Here is a 24,557-nt window from a genome sequence, read left to right on the forward strand (position 1 = left end):
GTGAAGAGCGCGGGCAGATGCAAACCAACAGACATCACACCGCAGAGCGTTGCGCTTTGGCGATGGAGCCAGCCAAGGGTAATTTAATCACAAAAAATCTTCATTACCCCCGTAATTTCCTGTAAACCTGTTTGAATCTTTTCCGTTTTATTACGGTTGCCTTACAAAAACTTCATTTTTCTCTGCATTGCTGCATGGAAAACAACTCAATAGAGTTTGTCTACCGCGAATTTTTTGAATAATTCTATAAGCTGCAAAATTAACCTGCGTTGTTCACGGACTGATTGTCTCGTACCAAATTGATCTTTAATCCCTACAGATCTTTCTTTGCCCCCTAAATCCCCCAAAATGGGGGATTTAGGGGGCAAAGAAAGATTGAATTCTCAAAGTCCCCCATTTTGGGGGATTTAGGGGGCAAAGAATCTGTAGCATTAACAAATTGGTTGGGTATCGGCTGCGATCGCTCCGATTTTGTCCCAAGCAAAAACCTCCAGGCTCTCAAAGAGCCTGGAGGTTTGACCAACGATCGAGGGTTCTACAACGTCAAGGATTGAGCATCGGTTTCAATCAGTTTTGCTAAATCGCGCAGAAATGCTGCGGCATCAGCACCGTAAATAATTCGGTGATCGCAAGTAATGTTGACTTGCATTTGCCGACGAACGCCCAGCATTCCATCATCGGTGGCGACGACATTGGCGCGGGAAGCTCCGATCGCCAGAATTGATCCCTGCCCCGGCGGCAAAATTGCATCGAATGTATCGACTCCAAACATCCCTAAGTTTGAGATGGTGAAGGTTCCAGAGCTATATTCGTCAGGTTGGAGTTGTTTGGCGCGGGCACGATCGACCAAATCTTTCCAACTGCGAGACAGCGAGTAGAGATCCTGCTGATTTGCATTCTTCAATACCGGTGTGATTAATCCGCCATCTTCCATGGCAACAGCAACAGCGATATTAATCGAACCATTAAAGTGAATACCATTTTCAACGTAGCTTGCATATAGCAGCGGATGTTTTTGCAGCGTTACAGCAACCGCTTTCGCCAGTAGAGCAGTCATCGTTACGCCTTTCGATTTCACCTGCTTGTAAAGCTTGTCAAGTGCATCTGTCGTAATGGTGTAACCGGCGCGGAAGACTGGAACTTCCAAACTTGCCATCATATTTCGTACAACGGCACCTTGCAGCGTCGTCATCGGCTGGACTTGCCCGGGCTGTGCAGGTGTTGGAGCGGGTGCGGGACGAGGTGCAGGAGCGACTGCGGCAACCGGAGCAGGAGCAGAAATCGTAGGAGCTGGAGCAGCGGGTTTTGCAACAGTTGCTGCGGGTGTTGGAGTTTTTCCAGCAGCAGATTCGACATCTTCCGCGACAATGCGACCGTGAGGCCCAGAACCCGCGATCGTCGCTAGATCAACTTTGAGATCCTTGGCAAGTTTGCGGGCGCGGGGAGAGGCGATCGTTCTACCGTTTTTGGCGGCGGTGCTGCTGCCGTTGGTCGAAGCGGCAATAGCAACAGGTGCGGGCGCAGGCGCAGGCTCAGCAGCCGGAGCGGAAACTGAGGCGGCTTGCTGTTTGGCAAGTTCGATTTCGGCTTCGGTTTCAGCAAGCAGCGCGATCGCGCTGCCAACGGGCGCGGATTCACCTGCTTGAGTGACGATCGTGGCGAGATAGCCTTCGTAAAACGACTCGACATCCATGTCGGCTTTGTCCGATTCCACCACCACGACGGTTTCGCCTTTTTCAACTTTGTCGCCCGGAGATTTGACCCAGGACACGATTTTTCCTTCGGTCATCGTGGAACTGAGAGCGGGCATGAAAATTTCGTGGATCATGGCGGTTAATCAGGGATAGGTCTAATCACAAGCAGTGCAGATCAGATTGTACCGAATATTGGTCGGGACACCGCTATTTCTGCACGGCTGCCCGGATTACCCTGAACAGTTCCGCAGGTTCGATCGGCTTAGTGACGTGCGCCTGAAATCCAGCCGCGAGGGCCGCTTGACGATCTTCTTCCCGCGCATAGGCAGTCACGGCGATCGCTCGAATCGATCGACCTTCTGCCCGGAGTTGCCGAATCAGTTGAAATCCATCGACATCGGGCATTCCCAGGTCGCTAATTAAAAGATCGGGCTGAAACTTTGCTAGCTTCGCTTGTGCTTCTTTGGCGGAACTGGTAGCCGTGACGATCGCACCTTGTTGCTCTAGCAAAAAGGCAAGCAGTTCGCGGGCATCGGCTTCATCATCGACAATCAGCAGCGATAGCCCGGTTAACTGCTCATCGGGGGTGTGATCCAGTGGGGCGATCGCAGAGTTTACAGGAGTATTCAATAACGGTAGCTCCACAATGAAGGTTGCGCCTTGATTTTCGCCCCTACTTTCGACGCGGATTTGACCCTGATGACGCTCGACAATATGACGCACGATCGCAAGACCCAATCCTAAACCGCCAAATTGCCGAGTGATGCTGCTATCGGCTTGGCGAAATTGCTCGAAGACGTGCGGTAAAAATTCGGGTGCGATGCCTTTTCCGGTGTCCTGAACCCTAATGTCGATCGTAGAGTCGGTGGCGCATAGCTCGATCGTAATGGTGCCGCGGTCGGGGGTGAATTTTACGGCATTCGAGAGCAGGTTCCAGACGACTTGTTGAAGTCGATTAAAGTCGCCGGAAACATAAGTGAGGTTGGCGTTGACGCGGGTTTGTATCTGAATATTTTTGGCTTGAGCAGAAAGGCGAACGGTTTCGATCGCCGATTCGATCACCGTGACTAAATTGACAGGTGTGATTTTCAGCGCCAATTTCCCACGCAGAATTCTGGACACATCAAGCAGATCTTCGATCAGTTGGGATTGCAGCTTGGCGTTGCGCTCGATCGTTTCAAGGGCTTGCTGAGTTTGAGCTTCTCCCATTTTTCGGGTTCTGAGCAGTCTGATCCAGCCCAAGATCGGATTGAGGGGCGATCGCAGTTCGTGTGAGACGACGGCGAGAAATTCGTCTTTGGTACGGTTGGCTTTTTCTTGTTCAAGTCGGGCGGCGCGTTCTCGTTCTAAGGCGCTGTCTCGCTCTTCGATGAGTAATTTCTGATCGTGAATATCGGTGCAAGAGCCAAACCATCTGACGATATCGCCGTCTGAATCGTGCAGGGGGAGCGCCTGTCCGAGATGCCAGCGATATTCTCCAGTTTTGGCGCATCGGAGGCGATATTCGACGTTATAAGGCTGTCCCGTTTTGAGGCATTCTTGCCAGGTTACAGCCGCTTTCTTAGCATCTTCCGGGTGAAGGCAGGTTTGCCAGCCCTCGCCGTCAGTTTCTCCCGGCTTTGTTCCGGTGTAATCATACCAGCGTTGATTAAAGTAATCATGATAGCCATTGCCTTGTGTGATCCAAAACATTTGCGGCATTGTGTCCGCCAGCGTTTTATAGATCAACTGACTTTCTTCTAACGCTTCTTCTGTGCGTTTTAGTTTTGTGACATCCGTTTGTGATCCGGTGACTCGAATTGCACGTCCAGTTTCATCCCAAGTTGCCTGACCCCGATCAAGCACCCAAATGATCGTTCCGTCTGGCTGTACGATCCGATATTCTTCGCTGTACTGTCCTGATCCCTGAGCAACATAGTGCCGAAATCCGTCTAAAACGCGATCGCGCTCGTCTGGATGTGTAGATTCGTACCAAGTAGTAACAGTATCTGCGATGGTGGCATCGGGGGCAATTCCGCGCAGTTGTTTCCAGCGATCGGAGACGTACCAGCGATCACGTACAACATCCCAGTCCCAAAATCCGTCCTGACTGCCTTGAACAAATCGCTTAAATCGCGCTTCACTTTCTTGTAGAGCAGCTTCTGTTTGGTGAAGGCGCTCCAGGATTTGGGAATTAGTTGGCTTTACTTTAGAAGCTTCTGCACGGCTCTCACCCTCGGAATTAGGGCGCATTTCATAGAAATCATCGGTTTGAGAGCAAGAATCGTCCATCATGAGCAGACCAAGAATGGAGAAAATACCCGCATGGGGGCATTTTGATTAACCTAACACTCCGGATATCCAGAAACTTCTATCCAAAGATGGAGGCGATATTTCTTTGTTGTTTGAAAAAGTCACCTATTAAATAGAGTGAGCCACAGAATACGACTAACTCAGCGTGGGCGATCGCGCTGTCTAGGGCAGTAGCGACATCTGGATAAATTTGACAATGTTCTAAACCGGGACAAATTTCTTGGGCAAGATTGGCGAGTTCCGTGGGATCAGCCGAACTATGACCCGGAACGGGAACTAGAAAGAGGGAGTCTTGCGATCGTAAGAGTGCTTTGAAGATATCAGCATGATCTTTTGTGGATAACATTCCCATGACCCAGTGGGTTGAACAGTGGTTTGAGCTTTGTTTAAGTTGATCAACGTATTGTCTCAATGCTTCGGCACTCGCTGGATTATGTGCGCCATCAATTAGGATTTTATGCTCTTTCCACTCATACCACTGTAACCGCCCTGCCCATTTTGTGTTTCTAATTCCATTGACGATCGCACTATCAGAAATATTCCAGTTTTGCTGCCGGAGCAATTGAATCACAGCGATCACTAAGGCTGAATTGTGCAATTGAATGTCACCTTGGAGCGGCAATTGATATTTGAGTGTGCCTTGATGCGCCCAACCGTCGATCAGCTTTGAGGGTTCGGGGTAAACTGCGGGACAATTGAGATCAGCAATTCGACGATCGATCACCGATGCCGCTTCATCGGGTAGCTGTCCGATCACGGCAGGACATTCAGGTTTAAGAATTCCAGCTTTTTCACCTGCAATGCTCGATAACGTAAATCCCAATCGTTGCCAGTGTTCTCGACTAATCGAAACAATCACGCTGACTAAGGGATGCTCAATCACATTGGTGGCATCTAATCGTCCGCCTAAGCCGACTTCGATGATCGCAATGTCTACCTTTTGTTCAGCAAAATAGAGCCACATTGCCGCCGTGATCACTTCAAACTGAGTCGGAGAACAAGCCGGATCAATTTTCGACTGCACCTTCAGCAACGTTTGATAGAGTGCTGTGGGATCGATCTGTTGATTGTTAATACAAATTCGCTCTGTCCAATCGATTAAGTGCGGCGAAGTGTAGCGACCCGTTTTATAGCCTGCTTCGGTCAGAATGGTTGAGAGATAAGCACAGACCGAACCTTTTCCATTGCTGCCTGCCACATGAACGACAGGAACTTGCGCTTGAGGGTTTCCCAAGTCTGTTAACAGCTTTAGACTCGCCTCTAAGCCAAGATGCACCCCGAAGCGCTCGTAGGATTGTAGCAACGCTTCTATTTTGTCGATCGGTTCCGAGTGGGTCATAGCCAAGATTCAAAATGCTTCTCTATTAAATCATTGTGATCGCTTACCCCTACAATAAAGGACTGAATTCTTAGTGCGATCGCTGCTCATGTCTAATATTACTGTCCGTGTTCCTGCGACTACTGCCAATCTCGGTGCTGGGTTCGATTGTCTTGGAGCGGCGTTAACGCTCTACAACGAATTCCAATTTTCCCGCATCGATTCTGGATTGAGAATTACCGCAACGGGAGCAGAAGCGAAGCGGGTTTCGCTGGGTTCGAGTAATTTGGTGTATCAGGCATTTGCAAAGCTTTACGATCGCATCAATCAACCCGTTCCAGCCGTCCAGCTCGATATCAAAATGGAGGTACCGTTAGCGCGGGGATTGGGCAGTTCGGCAACTGCGATCGTCGGCGGATTAGTCGGAGCAAACGAACTCGCAGGATCACCGTTATCACAGCTTGAACTTGCAGAGTTCGCGACCGAGATCGAGGGACATCCGGATAATGTGGTGCCTGCGTTAATTGGGGGCTGTCGATTAGCGGCATCAGGCATCGATCGCGCTTGGGAAATTTGTGACTTAGCGTGGCATTCGAGCATTGTACCGATCGTAGCCATTCCCGATTTTGAACTATCAACTGCCGAAGCTCGTAGTGTTTTACCTGCAACTTATAGCCGCGCTGATGCGATTTTTAATGCGTCTCACTTGGGGCTACTAATTCGGGGCTTAGAGACCGGAAACGCAGATTGGTTAAAAGCAGCATTGCAGGATAGAATTCACCAACCTTATCGGGAAAAACTGATTAAAGGATACGACGCAGTGAGAACAGCGGCGATCGGTGCTGGCGCTTATGGCATGGTGATTAGTGGAGCTGGATCGACGGTGTTGGCGTTGGCGCATCAGGAAAAAGCTGAAGCAGTCAATGCAGCGATGGAGAAAGCTTGGATCGGATTAGAAGTTGGAGTGCAAGTAAAAAGTTTAGCGATCGATGTTCAAGGTACGAGTGTAACTTAACTATCCTGTTTGAGTGTGAAAGAGTGGGGAGTAGGGAGTTAAAAAGAACAATACCCCACTCCTTCTTATGTCAACGTAACTGTAAGTTGAAAATAAACTTGTACACTGAACTATCTCAAAAGGCAAATAGTTAGATTCATTCTTCTGATCCGCTAGAAATTAAAGTTGTACACTGCTTTAGATTAGTTGCAGAAGCTCCTGAAAATAAAGTTGTACACTATCGACTCCTATTACGAGCATGAAGATAGGTGAGAATTGAATGGCGAAGTTTAGAGGGGTGACAGCGAGCCTATATTTAAGAGCACAAAAATGCTGAGAATTTGTGCAGGATAGGGGTTAAGCAATCTTTAATCTGCAAGGCATTTATGTTCTAGTGATTGATAGGAATTAATGGGAGCAATTGCACAAGTCTTGCCCAAGAGCAAAAAGAAAGACTCCTATAAGCCTGTCATCCCATCAACTGGTGATTATTTAGAGATGGAAAGATTCAAATTCTTCTGCTTGAGAACAATACTTCGGTTGCTGTTTGACTGACCAAATCTGCAACTAACAGAATAAGCCGAGTTGGATCAATTGGTTTCGCAAGATGAGCCTGAAAGCCTGCTAAGAGTGCAGCCTGACGATCCTCTTCTCTGGCATATGCAGTGACCGCGATCGCAGGAATACGACAAGCGTTCTTCAGCATTGCGGACATATGCTCCCCTTGCTCTACGTGCAGCGAGCGTACCCGTCGTAAGAGAGTATATCCATCCTCACCGGGCATCCCAATATCACTAATTAGCAGGTCAAATGAGTTTCCAGAACTGGTTAAGATTGAAATTCCTTCACTCGCTGATGCCGCCGCGACAACCTCCGCACCACATTCTTCTAGAATCGAGAGCAATAAGAAGCGAGCATCCAAATCATCATCAATGATCAAAATCCGTTGCCCGGTTAAGCGAGCGGCACAGTGAAATGGATCAATCATGGCAATTTCAGAAGCGTTAGTCCGGGTTCGTCCCAGATCCGGTTTTGGAGCCAGCAGCGGCAGCCTTACAGTGAAGGTTGCGCCTCTACCTTCACCTGCACTATCCGCAAAAACCTGCCCCTCATGCAAATCAACGAGATGGCGCACGATGGCTAACCCTAAACCCAAACCGCCATGCGTCCGGGTAATTGAACTATCTGCTTGGCGAAAGCGATCGAAGACATAGGGAAGAAATTCAGGTTTTATCCCCTGTCCGGTGTCAGATACTGTAATTTGGGCATCGAAAGCGAGAGCAGATTGCCCATCCGCGTCTGCGCCAGCTTTTTCTAGCTTGACCTCAACCCGTCCTCCCTTTGGTGTAAATTTCACAGCATTGCTCATGAGATTCCAAATGACTTGCTGCAAACGTTCCGCATCGCCCGAAACTTTCCCGATTTGAGGATCTAGAGCTAGGTGCAATTGGATGTTTTTTGCCTCAGCCGTTGGTCGCACCGTGTCGATCGCAGCTTCAACAACAGGCAATAGTTCCAGAGGACGGAGGGTGAGACGAAGTTTGCCTTGAAGAACACGCGATACATCGAGCAAATCTTCAACCAGTCTTGCTTGAGCTTTGGCATTCCGTTCCACGGTTTCTAGAGCGCGAGTCGTTGTTGCTCCATCAAACTGACGACTTCGCAGCAAACTCAACCAACCAATAATCGCGTTCAGGGGCGACCGCAATTCGTGGGAGAGCATCGCTAGAAATTCATCCTTAATTCGATTGGCTTCTTGGGATTTCTGATAAAGGTGAGCATTGTCGATCGCAAGCGCAGCGCGATTGGCTAAATCTTGCAAAAACGTTTGATCATCGATCGTATAGGATTTATCAGGTGTCTCTCGAATCAAACTGAGGCTGCCGATGCTCCGGTTTCGGACTCGGAGTGGCACAATCATGAGGCTATGGACTATAAATTGCTCTAGGTAGGAGGCTTCCGTTTGTGTCGAAACCTGTAGTTCTGCATTAGTCGTCGTGGACAGAAACAAAGGTTGCTGAGTTTGGAGTACCTGAGCTGACAGCCCTTCGTAAATCCGTTGTGGGAAAGCGCTGGCAGCCTGCTGTACTCGCGCCACCAGTTCAGGATTACGATGATAGACTGCCCGAATCTGAAGCCACTGTTCATCATCAGAAACAAGTTTCAGAATGCAAGCATCCCCAATTAATTCTCCAATGGTGCAGCACACCGTATTGAGTAGAGTTTGAAAATCCAAAATCGCTTCGGAAAAGCTGCGAGAAGTTTCTGATAGCGTCTGTAAGCGATTTGCATAATTGATCAGTCTTTCTTCTGCATCTTTGCGAGCAGCCCGTTCCTCCGCTTCTTTCAAAGCACGCTTTACCGAAGGAATCAGCCGTTCTAGTCGTTGTTTCAGGACATAATCGGTTGCACCGCTTTTCAGCATTTCTACTGCCACTTCTTCTCCGAGCGTCCCGGAAACAAAAATGAAGGGTATAGCCGGACACTGTTCCTGGACAATTTCAAGAGCAGACGATCCATCGAAGCTAGGGAGTGAATAGTCTGCCAGAATCAGATCGAACACCTGCTGGTCAAGGGCTGTTATAAAATCGTTGCGAGTTTGAGCTAATTTAAGGTCAAATTCCAATCCTCCTTCTAGCAAAACTGCTTGAATGAGATCGGCATCGATCGCGCTATCTTCAAGTAATAAAAAACGGAGCATAAATATATGTAATCCTAACGTCAAGATGCAGGACGGGCAGGGGGAAGGGATCCAGGCGGCGGTTGATTCACCACTGCCCAAAACAACCCTAGTTCCTTAATCGCTTCGACAAATTCATGGAAGTCTACAGGTTTAACGACATAAGCATTGCTACCAAGGTTATAGCTACTAACCAAATCTTTTTCTTCTCGTGAAGAAGTCAAAATGACTACAGGCACAGCTTTCAACTCTGGGTCAGCTTTTAACTTGCTCAGCACTTCTAGTCCATCGACTTTGGGCAATTTCAAATCCAGGAGCACTACGCCCGGAAGCCCTTCACTGCGTAAGCGATAAATCCCACGCCGATACAAATAATCTAAAGCCTCTTCTCCATCTCGTGTAACGATGACTTCGTTCGCTAAACAATGTTCTGCAAGGGCTGCCAGAATTAATTCAATATCTCTAGCACTATCTTCTACCAATAAAATTCGCTTTAGTTCCATGTCGCCTCCTTCGTTGGGGTGTTGGGCAAGGAGAAGTAAAAGGCAGCACCGCGATCGAGTTCTCCTTCTGCCCAAACCTTTCCACCATGACGGTGAATAATGCGCTGCACATTGGCTAGCCCAATGCCTGTTCCTTCAAATTGTTCATTAGTATGCAGCCGTTGAAACACGCCAAAAAGTTTATGTACATACTGCATATCAAAGCCTACCCCATTATCATGCACAGAGACGATGGTCTCATTCTCAGTGCGGGTACTCCTGATTTGAATGATTGCTTCAGTCCGAGTGCGGGTATATTTCACAGCATTTTCTAATAGGTTGCGTAACACTAAGCGCATCATTGAAGGATCAGCCTGAACAACAGGCAAAGATTCAACGTGCCAATCAATGATCCTGTCCTCTAAATCTTGCTCCATCTCTCGCCGCACTTCCTGCAACAACTGATTGAGATCTAGTGTTGTCAGTCGCATTTCGGTTCGTCCCATGCGAGAGAATGCCAGCAAATCATCCACCATCCTGCCAGCTTCTTTCGTGGTGTCAGTAATGGTTCTTAAATAACGCTGGCTGGTTTCATCTAAAGCAGTGGAAGTCCCTATCCGTCGTTGCAGCAGATCGACAAAGCCATTGATATGCCGCAAGGGTGCGCGTAAATCGTGGGATACCGAATAAGAAAACGCTTCCAGTTCTTTATTCATTGCTTGTAATTGTTGGGTACGTTTCTTGACGCGATACTCTAGTTCTTCGTTCAGGCGGCGGATTTGTTCTTCTGCCTGTTTACGATCGTGAATATCAATACAAGAACCGATGTAGCCCAAAAATTCTCCATCCGGCGTAAATCGCGGGACACCGTGATCAAGCACCCAACGATATTCCCCATCAAACCGTCGCAAACGGTACTCCATTTTGAATTCCCGACGCGCATCAAACGAACCTGTGTAAATTTCTAGGCAATATCGAAAATCGTCTCTGTGTACTCCCTCTGCCCAACCGTTACCCAACTCTTGCTCGATCGTCCGTCCCGTAAAATCTAGCCAAGGTTTATTGAAGTAGGTGCAGAGCTTATCAGTACCCGACATCCAGATTAAGACAGGAGCGGTATCTGCCAAGTGACGAAAGCGGGCTTCGCTCTCCCGCAACGCCTGCTGCTGAATTTGTAAATTTTCTGCCAGGGTTTCTGCCTGCCGCCGTGCCAGTACCTGATCGGTGACTTCAAACGCAAAGGTCATGATGCCTTCAGGCTTACCATCAATACCTTGCATCGGTTGGTACACGAAATTGAAAAATCCTTCCTCTAAGGTGCCGTTACCCAGTCGATCCCATTCGGCTGCCACTTCTTTACCGATAAAGGGTTCCCCCGTCTCCAACACCTGATCAAGCAATTCAAAAAAGCCCTGTCTTTCCAGGTCAGGAAAGGCTTCGCGCACCGGATGACCCATTAACTCTCGTCCATCCACTAATTGGCTATAGAGCGGATTGGCAAACTCAAACACATGGTCTGCTCCGCGTTGGATACAGATATGGGCAGGAGCTTGCATCAATAGGGCATATAAATAACTGCGCTGAAGCTCTGCCTCGGCTCTGGCTTTCTGTTCCCGTTCCAGCAGTTGCGCCCGTTCGATCTCTTTTTGCTTACGATCGGTAATATCAAGCACAAAGCAAACACCTCGATCGGTAAACCCTTGCAGCAACGCACCCCCAATCAAAACGGGCAAACGGCTCCCATCTTGACAGAGATATTCTTTCTCATAAGGAACACAGACACCACGATCGAGAATCTCTGCTAAAGCGTGTTCGTCTAAAGAACGGTATTCCGATGGAGTCATTTTATCCCAGCGCACGGCTCCCCGTGCTAAATCGTCGCGAGTGTAGCCGACCATCTGAAGAAAGGCATCGTTGGCATCGGTAAATAATCCATCAGCGCTCCAGAACAGAATGCCCATCATATTCGACTCAAAAACGGCGCGAAACCGAGCCTCGCTTTCTCTCAAAGCCGCCTCTGCTCGAATCCTTTCTGTGATGTCACGCGATACTCCTACTAACTCAGTCACGTTCCCCTGAGTGTCAAAAACCGGAGTTTTGATCGTATGGAAGTAGTGGATCTCTCCGTCTGCTCGCCGGTTTGGCTCTTCTAGAACTTCGATGGGCTCTCCGGTCGTAAACACTTTCAGGTCATCTTGCAAATATTGTTGAGTGAAATCCAGTTCGTTAAAGGGGACATCGGTAATACCGCGCAGTTCCTCAACCGTCATTTCGTAGTAATCACAGGCTGCTTTGTTTGCGTAGACCACTACGGAACCGGGAGCCTTGCAAAATACCATATCTTGAACTGAGTTGAGAATTTGGGCGTAGCGGTATTCGCTTTCTGCTAGCGCTTGTTCAGCCCGCTTTTGTTCGGTCACATCGATCGACATTCCCGCCATTAGCTGTTGTCCAGCAGCATTTTGCAATGGAAATTTGAATGAGAGATAGTACCGATCTCCATTCTCATGGGGAGCAATCTCCGTGACTTGCAGCGTTTTGCCCTCAGTCAATACCTGCAAATCATTTTGTCGCCATTGTTGTGCTACTTCAGCAGGGAATAGATCAAAATCAGTTTTACCAACCCATTCGTTCAGCAATCGTCCAAACGTTTGCTCAATTAATGGATTGACGTAAAGATAACGTCCCGCTTCGTCCTTAATATAAGCTGTCGCTGGGCTATGCTGCATAAAATTCTGAAACAGCGCTTGGCTTTCTCGTAAGGCAGCTTCTGCTTGCTTGCGTTCGGTGATATCCCGAGAAACCCCCACAACTGCCTCAACCGTGCTTTCTGAGGTCTGCAAAGGCGTGAAAATATACTCGTAATATCGAATGCCATCAGGAGTTGCAAAATTGGTTTCTTCCTTCAGGGGCTGCCCGGTTTGCATCACTTGCTCTCGCTGGGCATCTACTCGCTCCATGAGTTTGGCTGGCAATCCTAACTCGCGCCAAGTTTTCCCTACGATTTCATCCGGTTGAAATCCCAAAACCTGAGCGCCTCCTTGGCTCACATAGGAATAGCGACCCAAGCGATCGAACACATAAATGTGATCGGTCGATGCCGCCAGAATGCGATTCAAGACATCAAACTGTTCTTGCACCTGTTGATACAGGATTTCTATCCGCCGTTTAGTACGTAACTCGGAGCCGAGAAAACTAATCAACCCTGTGACGAGTACAAAAGCTCCAAGTTGTGCAACGCTGCTTAAGGCAGTCGGCAGCGCCTCAATTGGGGCAAGCAAAAAGACTTGAATGGCTAACACCGATAAGCAGATCGCGCTCAGTCCCGCCCTCATTCCACCCGACCAAGCACTAATCGCTACTGCTGCATAGAAAAAGGGAAGCAACGTAGGATAGAGCAGCGATCGTAGCAGCAAGGTGAGCAGGAGCGCTAACCCAACTGCAAGAAATGGCACAGTATGATTTCTTAGCCAGAGAGAGTTTTTTAGCCCCATGACTTATGACGATTGGCGGAACATTGCGTTTTTCAAACTACCATATGGGAGAAGTTTTTTTTTTTACATTCCCCTTAAGATGGATTTAAGAATTAAAGGCGCTTCCTGGCATCAAGGCATCTATAGAACGCATTTGGGCTCTTTTGCTGTGTTCTCAAGGCTGGTATTCCCTGAATTCTATGTTCCTTGTAGTTTTTGCATCATGATTTTCTTCCTGAATCCATCACTGCTTAAAGCGGCTCTGTTCGAAAGCAGCTTGATCAGATAGCAAAACACAGCAACCGTCTGAATTCTACTTTGAAATCAAGTTATTCCCCAACAACTCTAGTACAGATCAAAGCATAGTAGTTGCTCTTGAATCTGTGCAGCTTGAAGTTGTCTGCTCTCTGAGCAGCCTCCTAACTATTAGGACTGCTCGTGCTTAGCTGACATCCTCCTAATATGCAGAAGCGCAGAAGCATAGTTTGGAAAACTTAAAAGCAATATTAAGTCATCAACCTACAGGTAGGTTAAATCGAAAACACGAACAAAAACAGAAGTTACCCGGATTCCAGTTTAATCAAGCGGTAACCTCTTCTACCTTAAGGTAGAAAACGAGTCCTACTAAATCAGTAGATAATCTGCCTGTAACGTTCGTTATACCCATTTTCCGTTAAACCCGTTTATAGATATGAAAGCCACTGTTCACACGGTTCTGCTACCAAAGACTCCTATGCTGGAGCAGCCTAACGTTAGTCGCTTGATTCGAGAACTGCGACAACTAACCGCGCTAACACAGGAAGAGCTTGGTAGAGTCTTGGGTGTTGCCTACGGCACGATTAATCGATGGGAAAACGGACGAATGCAGCCGTCTACCCTAGCTCTCAAACAAATCTACGCCGTTCTCAACGAGATCAACCAATCTGCAACTGGGGAGATACGTGAACGGAGTCAGCAGCTTTTAGACCATTACTTTGCCCCTGAACTCTAATGATGGTGCAAATTACGTAGCGAATCTCTAAATTGTGTCAGTCGTGGATCGCCTTGACCGCTTATGCGGGAGAAATTGATCAGCAACAAGTCCTACAAGCAGGATTTCAACGGCATATGACCAAGCCAGTTGAGCAAGAAGAACTTGTAAGGGCAGTTAGCACTTTTTACAACTCTGAAGAAACCGCAGCATTAGTAAACCGGGGGTGAGAACAGCGATGAGCAGTTTAGAGGGAACAAGTCTGGCAATGGGTGAGAAAAGCATTTGGGAATGCCTTTCTGATGGCATCGCTGTTCTTGATCAGGAGTGGCGTTTAACCGACCTGAATCGCCAACAAACTGAATGGTTTGGAGTCCGAAAAGAAGATACAGTCGGCAAAATTATTTGGGATATTTGTCCTGAATGGGCAACCCTTGAAATTCAGCAACAATTTCAGCGATCGAGGACAGAGCAAATCCCTGTTCAACTAGAGTATTTTTGCTCGAAGTGGCAACGCTGGTTTGAATTGCGAATTTGCCCGTGTGACACACATACGACGATTCTGACGATCGAAATTACTCAACGAAAGCAAAAAGAAGCCGCCCTGCGAGAGAGTGAATTGCGGTTTCAAGCCTTTATGAACCATAATCCTGCGGCATCCTGGATTGCGGATCAATCAGGACGATTGCTCTACTTAAATCCCACCTACTTCAAACTCTTTTCCTGCCCTGAAGATGCAGTCGGAAAACACATCTCGGAAATCTTTCCGGCGGAAATAGCTGAACAATTCTTACAGAATAATCAGCGCGTGTTTGAAACTGGAGCGGCGATTGAGATGATTGAGCGTGCTCCTCGCCTTGACGGAAGTACTGGAGACTATCTGGTATACAAGTTTCTGATCAATCATCAGATTGAAGAAAAACTACTGGGTGGGGTTGCTGTCGATATTTCTGAGCAGAAACGCATTGAAGCCGCACTTCAAGAGCGTGAGCAGCATCTGAAAATTGCCCTTCGTACGGCAAAGCTCGGCTCCTGGCAGCATGACTTGATGACCAATGTCCTCACCTGCTCTGATCAGTGCAAAGCGAACTTTGGGCTACCTGCGGATGCTGAATTTACTCATGAAACCTTATTTGCTGCACTGCACCCAGAGGATCGTGATCGTGTTCAAGCCGCAATCCGGAGATCGATCGAGGAGCGCACGGATTATGAGGTTGAAGAACGATGTTTCTACCCAGACGGGAGTTTACATTGGCTCATTGCACGAGGCGGTTTGATTTACGATGACAACGGCAATCCAATTCGCCTGGTTGGGGTCACGCTCGATATTACGGAACGCAAAAACTATGAGGAAGCACTTCGAGCCAGTGCAGAGCGGCTGAGTCTCGCCCTGACCGCTGCCAAGATGGGAGACTGGAGTTGGGATACATCAACCGATCGCGTTACTTTCTCTCAGCAGGCGTGCAAAATCTTCGACGTTCAACCTAGCGCAAATCTAACCTGGACACAGTTGCGACAACGGCTGCACGAAGAAGACCAGGAAAAAGCAAGAATTGCTGTCGAACAGGCAATCAGGGAACACAATGACTATGACATTGAGTACCGAGTAACTATTGCTGATGGAACACAGCGATGGATCGCTGCCAAAGGACGTGCTCAATATGATACTTCAGGGCTTCTTGGAATGCTGGGCGTTGTGCAGGATATTACTGCGCGTAAACGGGCAGAACAAGAACGTGAACAACTCTTAGCTCGCGAACAGGCAACCAATCAGACGCTGCAAATGTTTATTGAACATACTCCGGCTGCGGTTGCTATGCTCGATCGACAGATGCACTATATCTCTGCAAGCCGCCGCTGGATGCAAGAATACGCCCCAGACTACACGAATTTGGAAGGGCTTTCTCACTATGAAGTGATGCCTGATATTCCCAATCAATGGCGGCAGGTGCATCTACGCTGTCTTGCGGGAGCAGCCGAACGGTGTGAAGAAGATTACTACCCCCGTCACGATAACTCTGGCATTTGGTTGCATTGGGAAATTCTGCCCTGGTACGTCCGTGAAAACGAAATTGGTGGCATCATCATTTTTGCTGAAAATATTACAGAGCGAAAACAAGCGGAACAAGAGCGAGAACGATTACTGGCACGCGAAAAAATAGCACGAGAACAAGCGGAAACAGCGAATCGCCTGAAAGATGAATTTCTCGCCGTCTTGTCCCACGAGCTTCGATCGCCCTTGAATCCCATTCTCGGTTGGGCAAAGCTATTGAAAACTGGCAATCTGGATGCAACTAGAACCGTCCAGGCGATTACGACGATCGAGCGCAATGCCAAGCTGCAATCGGAACTCATTGAAGATTTACTGGATGTTTCCCGAATTCTGCAAGGAAAACTGAGTCTGAGCGTGAATCCAATTCCCTTAGCATCGACGATCCGAGCCGCGATCGAGACGGTGCAACTCGCCGCCGAAGCGAAATCGATCACGATCAAGGCGAATCTAGAGACTGAAGTTGGGCACGTTTTGGGCGATTCAACTCGCCTCCAGCAAGTCGTTTGGAATTTGCTGTCCAACGCAGTGAAGTTCACGCCCACAGGCGGTCGAGTCGAGGTGATACTAGCAGCGGCAAACAATCATGCTGAAATTACTGTTCGCGATAACGGTAAAGGTATTCCTGCTCATTTCCTACCCTACGTATTTGATTATTTTCGCCAGGAGGATGGAGCAAGCACCCGGAAATTTGGCGGCTTGGGCTTGGGACTGGCGATCGTGCGTCATCTCGTGGAGTTACATGGCGGTCAAGTCAAAGCAGAAAGCCCCGGCGAAGGACAAGGGGCAACGTTTACCGTGATGCTTCCCCTAATGCCAACATCCCCTTCAACCTCAGAGGAGACCGTACCGATGAGCGATACGGATTTGCAAGGTGTCCAAGTTCTGGTGGTTGATGATGAAGTTGATAACTTGGAACTCGTTCAATTTATCTTAGAAGAGGCAGGAGCAACGGTAATTTCCGTATCTCGGGCAACCGAGGCGCTAGAGAGGGTCCGGCAATCAAACCCACACTTGATTGTTGCCGATATTGGGATGCCTGAAGTAGATGGTTATACTCTGATACAGTGCGTTCGAGAATTGCCCCCTGAACAGGGTGGAGAAATTCCAGCGATTGCACTGACGGCTTATGCCGGTGATGTGAATCAATGGCAAGCCTTAGCGGCTGGGTTTCAGTGGCATCTTTCCAAGCCAGTTAATCCAGAGGCATTAGTGCAAGCGATCGCTGAGTTAGTGCATCAGACTTGATTAATACAACAAGAATGTTTTTTACACTTTTCTCTTTTATCGCTCACTCTCCTGAAGCTCCCTGTCCCAATGAACAACCCTAGCACTCCTACGAATCCGTATCTTGACGAGATCAACGCACTTCGCCAACGCCTGCGAGATCTGGAGCAGTCTCACAGCCAATGTCAGCAGAAACTTCAGCAACTCCAGCAGCAACTTAGCCAAGAAAGAATAGAGCGAAAGCAAACTGAAGCGGCACTCCGGGGGAGTGAAGAACATTTAAGAGCGGCGAATGAACGCTTTCAACTCGCAGCAAAGGCAGTCAATTGCTTGATTTATGACTGGGATATTGAACTGGATCGAGTCGAGCGAACCGATGGATTAACCCGAATTTTAGGTCATTCCCTAGAAGAAGCGGAGCCAACTGGAGCTTGGTGGCGCGATCGCATTCATCCAGATGATTTACTACCCATTCAAGAGCGAGCATCCGTTGCGTTGACAAAGGATGATTACTTTACCTCTGAATATCGAATTCTCAACAAGTCGAATCAGTATGTTTATGTTCTAGATCAGTGTTTGGTCGTAGAGCGAGATGCTGACGGTAACCCCACACGCCTTATTGGTAGCACAACTGACATTAGCGATCGTAAACGCGCTGAGTTACAGCTTCAGGAAAGCCAACGGTTCATTCAGCAGATTGCCGATGCAATACCGGGAACGCTCTATGTTTATGACGTGCTGGAGCAGCGCAATGTCTATGTCAATCGTCAAATTGGGGAACTGCTAGGCTATACACCCGAACAAATTCAGATATTTGGCGATCAGCTCTTTTCCCAACTGATGCATCCTGAAGATTTTGCGAACCTTGGAAGCCAGATCGAACGGCTGAATCGGGTACAAGATGGTGAGGTTGTTGATCATGAGTACCGGATGCGCCATGCGAACGGTGAGTGGCGTTGGCTGTGGAGCCGTAACACGGTTTCGACTCGGTTGCCAGATGGACGAGCCTATCAGGTTGTGGGTACAGTTCACGATATTACCGATCGCAAACAGGTTGAAGACGAATTACGAGAGAGTGAACAGATGTTCCGTGCGGTCGTTGAGAATACACCGGATATTATCGTTCGCTACGATCGTGACCTCCGCTATCTCTACATCAACCCCAGCATTGAGCGGGCATTAGGAATCCTACCAGAACAGTTCATCGGCAAAACAGGCGTTGAACTGGGATTTACAGACGAGCGATCGCAATTCTGGTACGCCACTCTACAGCAGGTCTTTGAAACGGGACAGAGTTCCTCGATTAAATATGAGTTTCCCAATATCAATGGCGAAATGCGGTTGTATCAGGCTCGCTTTGTGCCTGAATTAGTCCAAGGAGCGCAGATCACAACAGTGCTTGCCGTAGCCACTGACGTAACGGACTACAAGCGGGCAGAAGCAGCCCTGCGCCAGAGCGAAGAACGGTTGCGATTGGCAACGGAAGGCGCTCAGATGGGCACGTGGGATGTAGACCTGAATACCGGAAAAGCTATCTGGTCAGAACACCACTTTACGATGATGGGCTATGAGCCTGTTGCAACTGGGGAAGCAAGCGAGGAGATGTGGAGCGATCGCATTCATCCAGATGACCTGGAGCGAGTGATTCAGGCATGGCAGCAGGCACGGCAAGATCGCACGCTCTATGAGGCTGAGTATCGGGTAATTCGAGCAGATAACGGGCAGATCGCTTGGTTAGCTGGGCTAGGAAACTTTACTTACGATCAAGCGGGACGGGCAGTTCGCTCGATCGGAGTTCTTTTTGACATCACGAATCGCAAGCAGGCAGAAGAATCCTTATGCCAGAGCGAAGAACGGCTGCGTTTAGCATTATTAGTGGGTCAATCAGGGATTTGGGATTGGGATATTGCGAATAATCACATCACGTGGTCGGAACAAATTTATCACTTTCATGGCTTAGCGCCCGAAACCTTTAGCGGCAAAGTCGAGGATTTTGCTGAACTAATTCATCCTGAGGATCAGGCAAAAGTGTCAGAAGCTATCCAGCAGGCTCTAAAGGATCGATCAGGCTATGAAATTGAACTTCGGGCTGTCCATCCCACTGGTGAAATTCGCTGGCTCTCTACTAAAGGAGGCGTGATTTTTGACCAACAAGGCAGTCCAGTGCGAATGCTAGGCGCGACCATTGATGTGACAGAGCGCAAAGCCATAGAGGTAGAACGTGAACAACTACTGAGGCGAGAACAGATTGCCCGTGAGCAGGCAGAAGCCGCGAACCGCATTAAAGATGAATTCCTCGCAGTGCTGTCTCATGAATTAAGAACCCCCCTCAATCCGATTTTAGGTTGGACACGGCTTTTACGTACCCGCCCCTTTGAGCCACAAGCTGCCGATCGCGCTCTAGAAACAATCGAGCGCAATGCCAAACTTCAGGCTCAACTAATTGAAGACTTGCTCGATGTCTCTCGGATTCTGCAAGGCAAACTGAGATTGAATTCTTTTCCTGGGAACTTAGTGACTACGATCGAAGCCGCCCTCGAAACAGTGCAATTATCCGCTGAAGCAAAAGGCATTCAAATTCAGACAATTTTGAACTCGAAGGTTGGGCAAGTTAACGGCGATGCCAATCGTCTACAACAAGTCGTGTGGAATTTGCTCTCGAATGCGATCAAGTTCACACCGTCTGGTGGTCGTATCGAAGTTCGACTCACGCGGGTCGAAGCCTACGCTCAGATTCAGGTTAGCGACAACGGGCAGGGGATTCGCCCAGATTTCTTGCCTCATGTGTTTGAGTATTTTCGTCAGGCGGATAGCAGCACGACTCGCCGATTTGGCGGATTAGGATTAGGACTTGCGATCGTCCGTCACCTTGTTGAATTACATGGGGGTACAGTCCAAGCAGAAAGTCCAGGGGAAGGGCTAGGTGCAACTTTTACGGTGAGACTCCCGCTGATGTCTACTCAATCCATAGTGGATGAAGAGATTCAACCCTTGGAATCTAACAACCTTAACGGGCTTCAGATTCTGGTTGTGGATGACGACGTGGATACTCGTGAGTTTGTTGCCTTTGTCCTAGAGCAAGCAGGCGCGAGGGTTATAATAACCGCTTCAGCAACTGCAGCATTGGCAACATTAATGCAGTCTCAACCCAATCTCTTACTCAGTGATATTGGAATGCCAGACACCGATGGGTATATGCTGATTCGTCAGATTCGAGCCTTGTCGCCAGAGCAGGGCGGATCTATCCCAGCGATCGCGCTCACTGCTTTTGCCGGAGAAATGAATCAGCAACAAGCTCTAGCCGCCGGGTTTCAAAAACATCTCTCAAAACCAGTTGAACCGGATCATCTCATTTCAGCGATCGCTAGCTTAGTCGTTCGTTGATTAGGCGTTTGTTAAATAATTTCTTGTATTGAATCGATAGAAGCACTCATGGAACTCAACTTGGCTAATCTAAACGGTGATCTTCCCCAGCCTCTGGCATCATTAGCACAGATGCCATTTCAGATGGCTGAGGCACAATTTGCTGTTGTTGTGGAGAACATGATAGAGGCATTTTTTGTGCTGGACTCAATGGGGTGCTGCACCTATCTCAACCGCAAAGCAGAACAGATATTGGGAGTTGAACGCTCCCACCTGCTCGGTAAAGCGGTGTGGGATGTTTTTCGAGTTGATGCCCTTTCTCCACTCTATCAGCACTTCCACCAGGCGATGGTCGAGCAACAGGCTGTTGAATTTGAAGCATTTTATGCGGTGTTGAATCGTTGGTTTGCAGTACGTCTCCTGCCTGCTACGGGAAATGTTTTTGCTTATTTCCAGGACATTACTGAACGCAAGGGAATCGAAGTGACCTTGCGAAAGGAACAGATTGAAGAGGCTTTACGGGAAAGGGAAGCTCAATTAACTAGCATTTTTCAGACGATTCCAGATGGAATTGTCATTCTTGACCAGCTGGGACAGATTGTTAGTGCCAATCCCACCGCAGAACAGATTTTAAGACTCACTCGTAGTAACCTGACTGAACGGACGTACAATGACCCGTCTTGGTCAATTACAACGGTAGATGGACAACCCTTTCCCGAAGAAGATTTGCCGTTTGTGCAGGTGATGCAAACCGGGAAGCCGATTTATCAAGTTGAACACGCGGTCGCTCATTCCGATGGCACGAAAATTATCTTATCGATCAACGCTTCTCCATTGCTCAATGCAGACGGAAGCATAACCAATGTAATTGCTGCCATCAGCGACATTACAGAGCGTAAGCAAGCAGATGCGATTCTGCGAGAATCAGAAGAACGCTATCGTTCGGTGATTGAAACAGCAGCCGAAGGAATCGTGTTTCAGCACAGGGACGGTAGGATCACGACCTGCAATGCCAGCGCTGAAAGAATCTTAGGGCTAACTGCCGATCAAATGATGGGGCGTTCCTCCCTTGATCCGCGCTGGTGTGCGATCTATGAAGATGGTTCTCCGTTTCCAGGGGAACTGCATCCAGCGATGATCACGCTGCGAACTGGAGAGCCTCAGTCTAACGTAATCATGGGAATTCGCAAGCCCGATGGCACACTGACCTGGATTTCGATCAATACCCGTCCGCTATTTCAAGCCAATGATGCAACTCCTTATGCAGTGGTTTGTTCCTTTTTCGATATCACCGATCGCAAAGAAGCTGAGGCAGAGCGTCTGATTTCGGAGATTGCTCTACAACAAATGCCTGACGCAATTCTATTAACTGACTTAGAGGGAAAGATTCAACGCTGGCTTGGGAATGCGGAGCAGGTTTTTGGCTATACGGCTGCGGAGGCGGTTGGTCAGCCTGTCAATTTCATTCACCGCCCCGATGTTAAAGCGGCGATGACCGCTCAAATTATTCAGTCGATTCAAGAAACTGGCGAATTTCATGGTGAAATTCCCTGTTTGCGAAAGGATGGCTCAGAAGTCCCGATCGAAACCACAGCCAAAACGGTGTATGACAAAGCAGGGAATCCTCTGTTTCTCATTGGAATTAATAAGGACATTACAGAACGCAAGCAAATAGAAATCGAACGAGTTCAGTTGTTGCGGCGGCAGATACAGGAGCAAACTGCCCGTTTAGAGGCAGAAGCAGATTTGCGGCGATCGACCTTTCTCGCGGAAGCCAGCACACTCCTGGCATCATCGCTAGATTATGAACAAACGCTACAGAGTGTCGCACGCCTAGCTGTTCCTTGTTTCGCAGATTGGTGCGGTGTTGATTTATTAAATCATGACGGTTCTATTAGCCGCGTCGCGGTTGCTCATGCTGATCCTGATAAGGTTAAGTTTGCATGGGAGGTAGCACAGCGCTTTCCGAGGCACTTAGAAGATGGATATGGTATCTCTCAAGTGATGAAAACTGGGCAAAGTGAAATTGCGATTGAGATTACGGATGAGCAACTTGCAGCGAGTGTCCCAATTCCTGACTATTTGAAAATCATACGAGAATTAGGCTTGAAGTCTTGCATTATAACGCCGTTGCAAGCTCGTGGACGAGTGCTTGGCAGCCTTTCCTTTGTTTTTGCCGAATCAAATCGCCAGTACAGCATGGAAGATCTGGATCTAGCTAAAGATTTAGCGCGTCGTGCAGCGATCGCCATTGATAATGCTCGTCTTTATCACATGGCTCAGCAGGCAAAGCAAGACGCGCTCTCAGCCGCCGATCGTATTGCCCGTCTACAAGGGGTGACAGCCGCACTTTCAGAATCTCTCATACCCGAACAAGTGATAGAGGTTATCGTCGAACAGAGTATGGCAGTCCTAAAAGCAGCGGCGGCACTGGTAGTTCTAGTGAGTAAGGATAGGACAGAACTTGAGATTGTGAAATCGATCGGCTATCAAGCAGACTTAGTAAAGTCTTGGCGCAAGTTTTCGATCAACACAGATGTTCCCCTAGCAGAAGCCATCCGAACCGCGCAGCCAGTTTGGGTAGAAACGTTGTTAGAGCGCATTGCTCGCTATCCCCATCTAGCTGAGATTTACAGTCGGTATGATTTTCAATCCTGGATGGCACTTCCTTTGGTGGTTGAAGGCAAGTCAATCGGCGGAATGTTAATAAGCTTTAACGAGTTCAAGCACCTGAGCCAGGAGGATCGTGAGTTTATTCTCGCCCTCAGTCGTCAGTGTGCCCAAGCCGTTTCCCGCGCCCAGTTGTATGAGGCAGAACGCACCTCAAGAGCCGAAGCAGAACAAGCAAACCGGGTGAAAGATGAGTTTTTAGCCGTGCTCTCTCACGAACTACGATCGCCCCTTAATCCGATTTTGGGCTGGACAAGAATTCTACGAGCCGGACAGCTAAAAACTGATAAGGTTGATCAAGCATTAGCAACCATTGAACGTAACGCCAAGCTTCAGGCACAGCTAATTGAAGACTTGCTAGATATCTCTCGGATGTTACGGGGAAAACTCAGTTTCAACATTGTGCCAGTCAACTTAATCACTGTCATTCACAGCGCGATCGAAACCGTACAACTTGCTGCTTCTGCCAAATCTATTCAGATTCAAACTCGGTTGCAAGAATACCCGAAATCTGTATTGGGAGATGCCAATCGATTGCAACAAGTTCTGTGGAATCTACTCTCAAATGCAATCAAATTCACACCGAATGAAGGACAAGTCATCATTCAGATGGAGGAGTTCGACCAGCACGTTTACATTCAGGTGATTGACACAGGCAGAGGAATCCATCCAGACTTTCTACCCCATGTGTTTGAATACTTCCGCCAAGCGGATAGCAGCACGACTCGTCAGTTTGGGGGATTGGGATTAGGACTTGCGATCTCGCGTCAAATTGTGGAACTGCATGGTGGAACAATTCAGGCAGACAGTCCAGGAGAAGGATTGGGAGCAACATTCACCGTTCGCTTACCCATTGCCACTGTTGCAACAGAAAGCTCTACAGCCAGAGAATCGCGAATTCAAATTGAGGATTTAACCGGGCTGCACATTCTCGTTGTGGACGATGAAGCTGACATGCGCAATTTGGCAGAATTCATCCTAGAGCAGCACGGTGCCCAGGTAACAGTTGCCAGTTCCGCAGCAGACGCATTGTTAACGCTGGCTCACTCTGTTCCTGATGTTTTACTCTCGGATATTGGCATGCCAGAAATGGATGGCTATACACTGATGCGACAGATTCGAGAACGATCTCCCGAAGCAGGAGGAGGGATACCAGCAATTGCTCTGACTGCCTATGCTGGAGAGTACGATCGTCAGCAGGCACTTTCTTCTGGATTTCAGCGGCATATTTCTAAACCTGTAGATCCGGAGAACTTAGTGAAAGCGATCGTTGAGATAGTTAACCAGAGATCGATAATCGCTAGCGATTATCTTAAATGATCGATGCGCCTTCATTGGAGACTC

At 48.3% G+C, this 24,557-nt stretch carries 12 protein-coding genes; 6 read left to right on the top strand and 6 right to left on the bottom strand.

Annotated features, from left to right (window positions below):
• Positions 1–535: 535 nt before the first annotated feature.
• The 3 genes from NC981_RS03095 to NC981_RS03105 form a co-directional block, all read right to left on the bottom strand.
• Positions 536–1,828, bottom strand: coding sequence for a dihydrolipoamide acetyltransferase family protein (locus tag NC981_RS03095; RefSeq protein WP_348241482.1), 1,293 nt, complete (start codon positions 1,826–1,828; stop codon positions 536–538).
• Positions 1,829–1,901: 73 nt separating this feature from the next.
• Positions 1,902–3,968 (bottom strand): PAS domain-containing protein, encoded by a 2,067-nt coding sequence (locus NC981_RS03100; protein ID WP_348241483.1) that lies wholly within the window; start codon positions 3,966–3,968, stop codon positions 1,902–1,904.
• Between the two features lie 76 nt (positions 3,969–4,044).
• Positions 4,045–5,325, bottom strand: a complete 1,281-nt coding sequence (locus tag NC981_RS03105; RefSeq protein WP_348241484.1) for a folylpolyglutamate synthase/dihydrofolate synthase family protein — start codon at positions 5,323–5,325, stop codon at positions 4,045–4,047.
• 88 nt (positions 5,326–5,413) lie between these two features.
• Here NC981_RS03105 and thrB point away from each other — a divergent pair, with 88 nt between their 5' ends.
• Entirely contained in the window at positions 5,414–6,319 is a 906-nt protein-coding gene (thrB, locus tag NC981_RS03110; RefSeq protein ID WP_348241485.1) for a homoserine kinase, read from the top strand.
• Between the two features lie 487 nt (positions 6,320–6,806).
• On the opposite strand, the gene NC981_RS03115 is transcribed toward thrB, so the two are convergent.
• The 3 genes from NC981_RS03115 to NC981_RS03125 are packed head-to-tail and all read right to left on the bottom strand — an operon-like array spanning position 6,807 to position 12,915.
• Positions 6,807–8,999, bottom strand: a complete 2,193-nt coding sequence (locus NC981_RS03115; RefSeq protein WP_348241486.1) for a response regulator — start codon at positions 8,997–8,999, stop codon at positions 6,807–6,809.
• 20 nt (positions 9,000–9,019) lie between these two features.
• Positions 9,020–9,481, bottom strand: a complete 462-nt coding sequence (locus NC981_RS03120; RefSeq protein WP_348241487.1) for a response regulator — start codon at positions 9,479–9,481, stop codon at positions 9,020–9,022.
• Complete coding sequence (locus tag NC981_RS03125) at positions 9,472–12,915, bottom strand: PAS domain S-box protein (protein ID WP_348241488.1); 3,444 nt, start codon at positions 12,913–12,915, stop codon at positions 9,472–9,474. Before NC981_RS03125 ends, NC981_RS03120 begins: the two co-directional genes overlap by 10 nt.
• A 709-nt stretch (positions 12,916–13,624) precedes the next feature.
• On the opposite strand from NC981_RS03125, the gene NC981_RS03130 reads away from it, so the two are divergent.
• The 5 genes from NC981_RS03130 to NC981_RS03150 all read left to right on the top strand — a co-directional run bounded on the left by NC981_RS03130 (position 13,625) and on the right by NC981_RS03150 (position 24,533).
• A complete protein-coding gene (locus tag NC981_RS03130) occupies positions 13,625–13,924 on the top strand; it encodes a helix-turn-helix transcriptional regulator (protein WP_348241489.1) in 300 nt (99 codons plus the stop codon).
• 32 nt (positions 13,925–13,956) lie between these two features.
• Positions 13,957–14,133, top strand: a complete 177-nt coding sequence (locus NC981_RS03135) for a hypothetical protein (protein WP_348241490.1) — start codon at positions 13,957–13,959, stop codon at positions 14,131–14,133.
• 8 nt (positions 14,134–14,141) lie between these two features.
• Entirely contained in the window at positions 14,142–17,201 is a 3,060-nt protein-coding gene (locus NC981_RS03140; RefSeq protein ID WP_348241491.1) for a PAS domain S-box protein, read from the top strand.
• Between the two features lie 69 nt (positions 17,202–17,270).
• Positions 17,271–20,564 carry a PAS domain-containing protein gene (locus NC981_RS03145; RefSeq protein WP_348241492.1) on the top strand — a complete coding sequence of 1,098 codons (3,294 nt, stop codon included), beginning with the start codon at positions 17,271–17,273 and terminating at the stop codon, positions 20,562–20,564.
• A gap of 48 nt (positions 20,565–20,612) precedes the next feature.
• A complete protein-coding gene (locus NC981_RS03150) occupies positions 20,613–24,533 on the top strand; it encodes a PAS domain S-box protein (RefSeq protein WP_348241493.1) in 3,921 nt (1,306 codons plus the stop codon).
• The last annotated feature ends 24 nt before the right edge of the window (positions 24,534–24,557 follow it).

Origin of the sequence: Leptolyngbya sp. DQ-M1 (assembly GCF_039962505.1) — a bacterium.
Classification (GTDB): domain Bacteria; phylum Cyanobacteriota; class Cyanobacteriia; order Leptolyngbyales; family Leptolyngbyaceae; genus Leptolyngbya.

Bases quoted from the DNA above. Each gene is read 5' to 3' on its own strand.
- NC981_RS03130 (WP_348241489.1), top strand. From the start codon at position 13,625: ATGAAAGCCACTGTTCACACGGTTCTGCTACCAAAGACTCCTATGCTG.
- NC981_RS03120 (WP_348241487.1), bottom strand. From the start codon at position 9,481: ATGGAACTAAAGCGAATTTTATTGGTAGAAGATAGTGCTAGAGATATT.
- NC981_RS03100 (WP_348241483.1), bottom strand. From the start codon at position 3,968: ATGATGGACGATTCTTGCTCTCAAACCGATGATTTCTATGAAATGCGC.
- NC981_RS03145 (WP_348241492.1), top strand. From the start codon at position 17,271: ATGAACAACCCTAGCACTCCTACGAATCCGTATCTTGACGAGATCAAC.
- NC981_RS03095 (WP_348241482.1), bottom strand. From the start codon at position 1,828: ATGATCCACGAAATTTTCATGCCCGCTCTCAGTTCCACGATGACCGAA.
- NC981_RS03150 (WP_348241493.1), top strand. From the start codon at position 20,613: ATGGAACTCAACTTGGCTAATCTAAACGGTGATCTTCCCCAGCCTCTG.
- NC981_RS03115 (WP_348241486.1), bottom strand. From the start codon at position 8,999: ATGCTCCGTTTTTTATTACTTGAAGATAGCGCGATCGATGCCGATCTC.
- NC981_RS03140 (WP_348241491.1), top strand. From the start codon at position 14,142: ATGAGCAGTTTAGAGGGAACAAGTCTGGCAATGGGTGAGAAAAGCATT.
- thrB (WP_348241485.1), top strand. From the start codon at position 5,414: ATGTCTAATATTACTGTCCGTGTTCCTGCGACTACTGCCAATCTCGGT.
- NC981_RS03105 (WP_348241484.1), bottom strand. From the start codon at position 5,325: ATGACCCACTCGGAACCGATCGACAAAATAGAAGCGTTGCTACAATCC.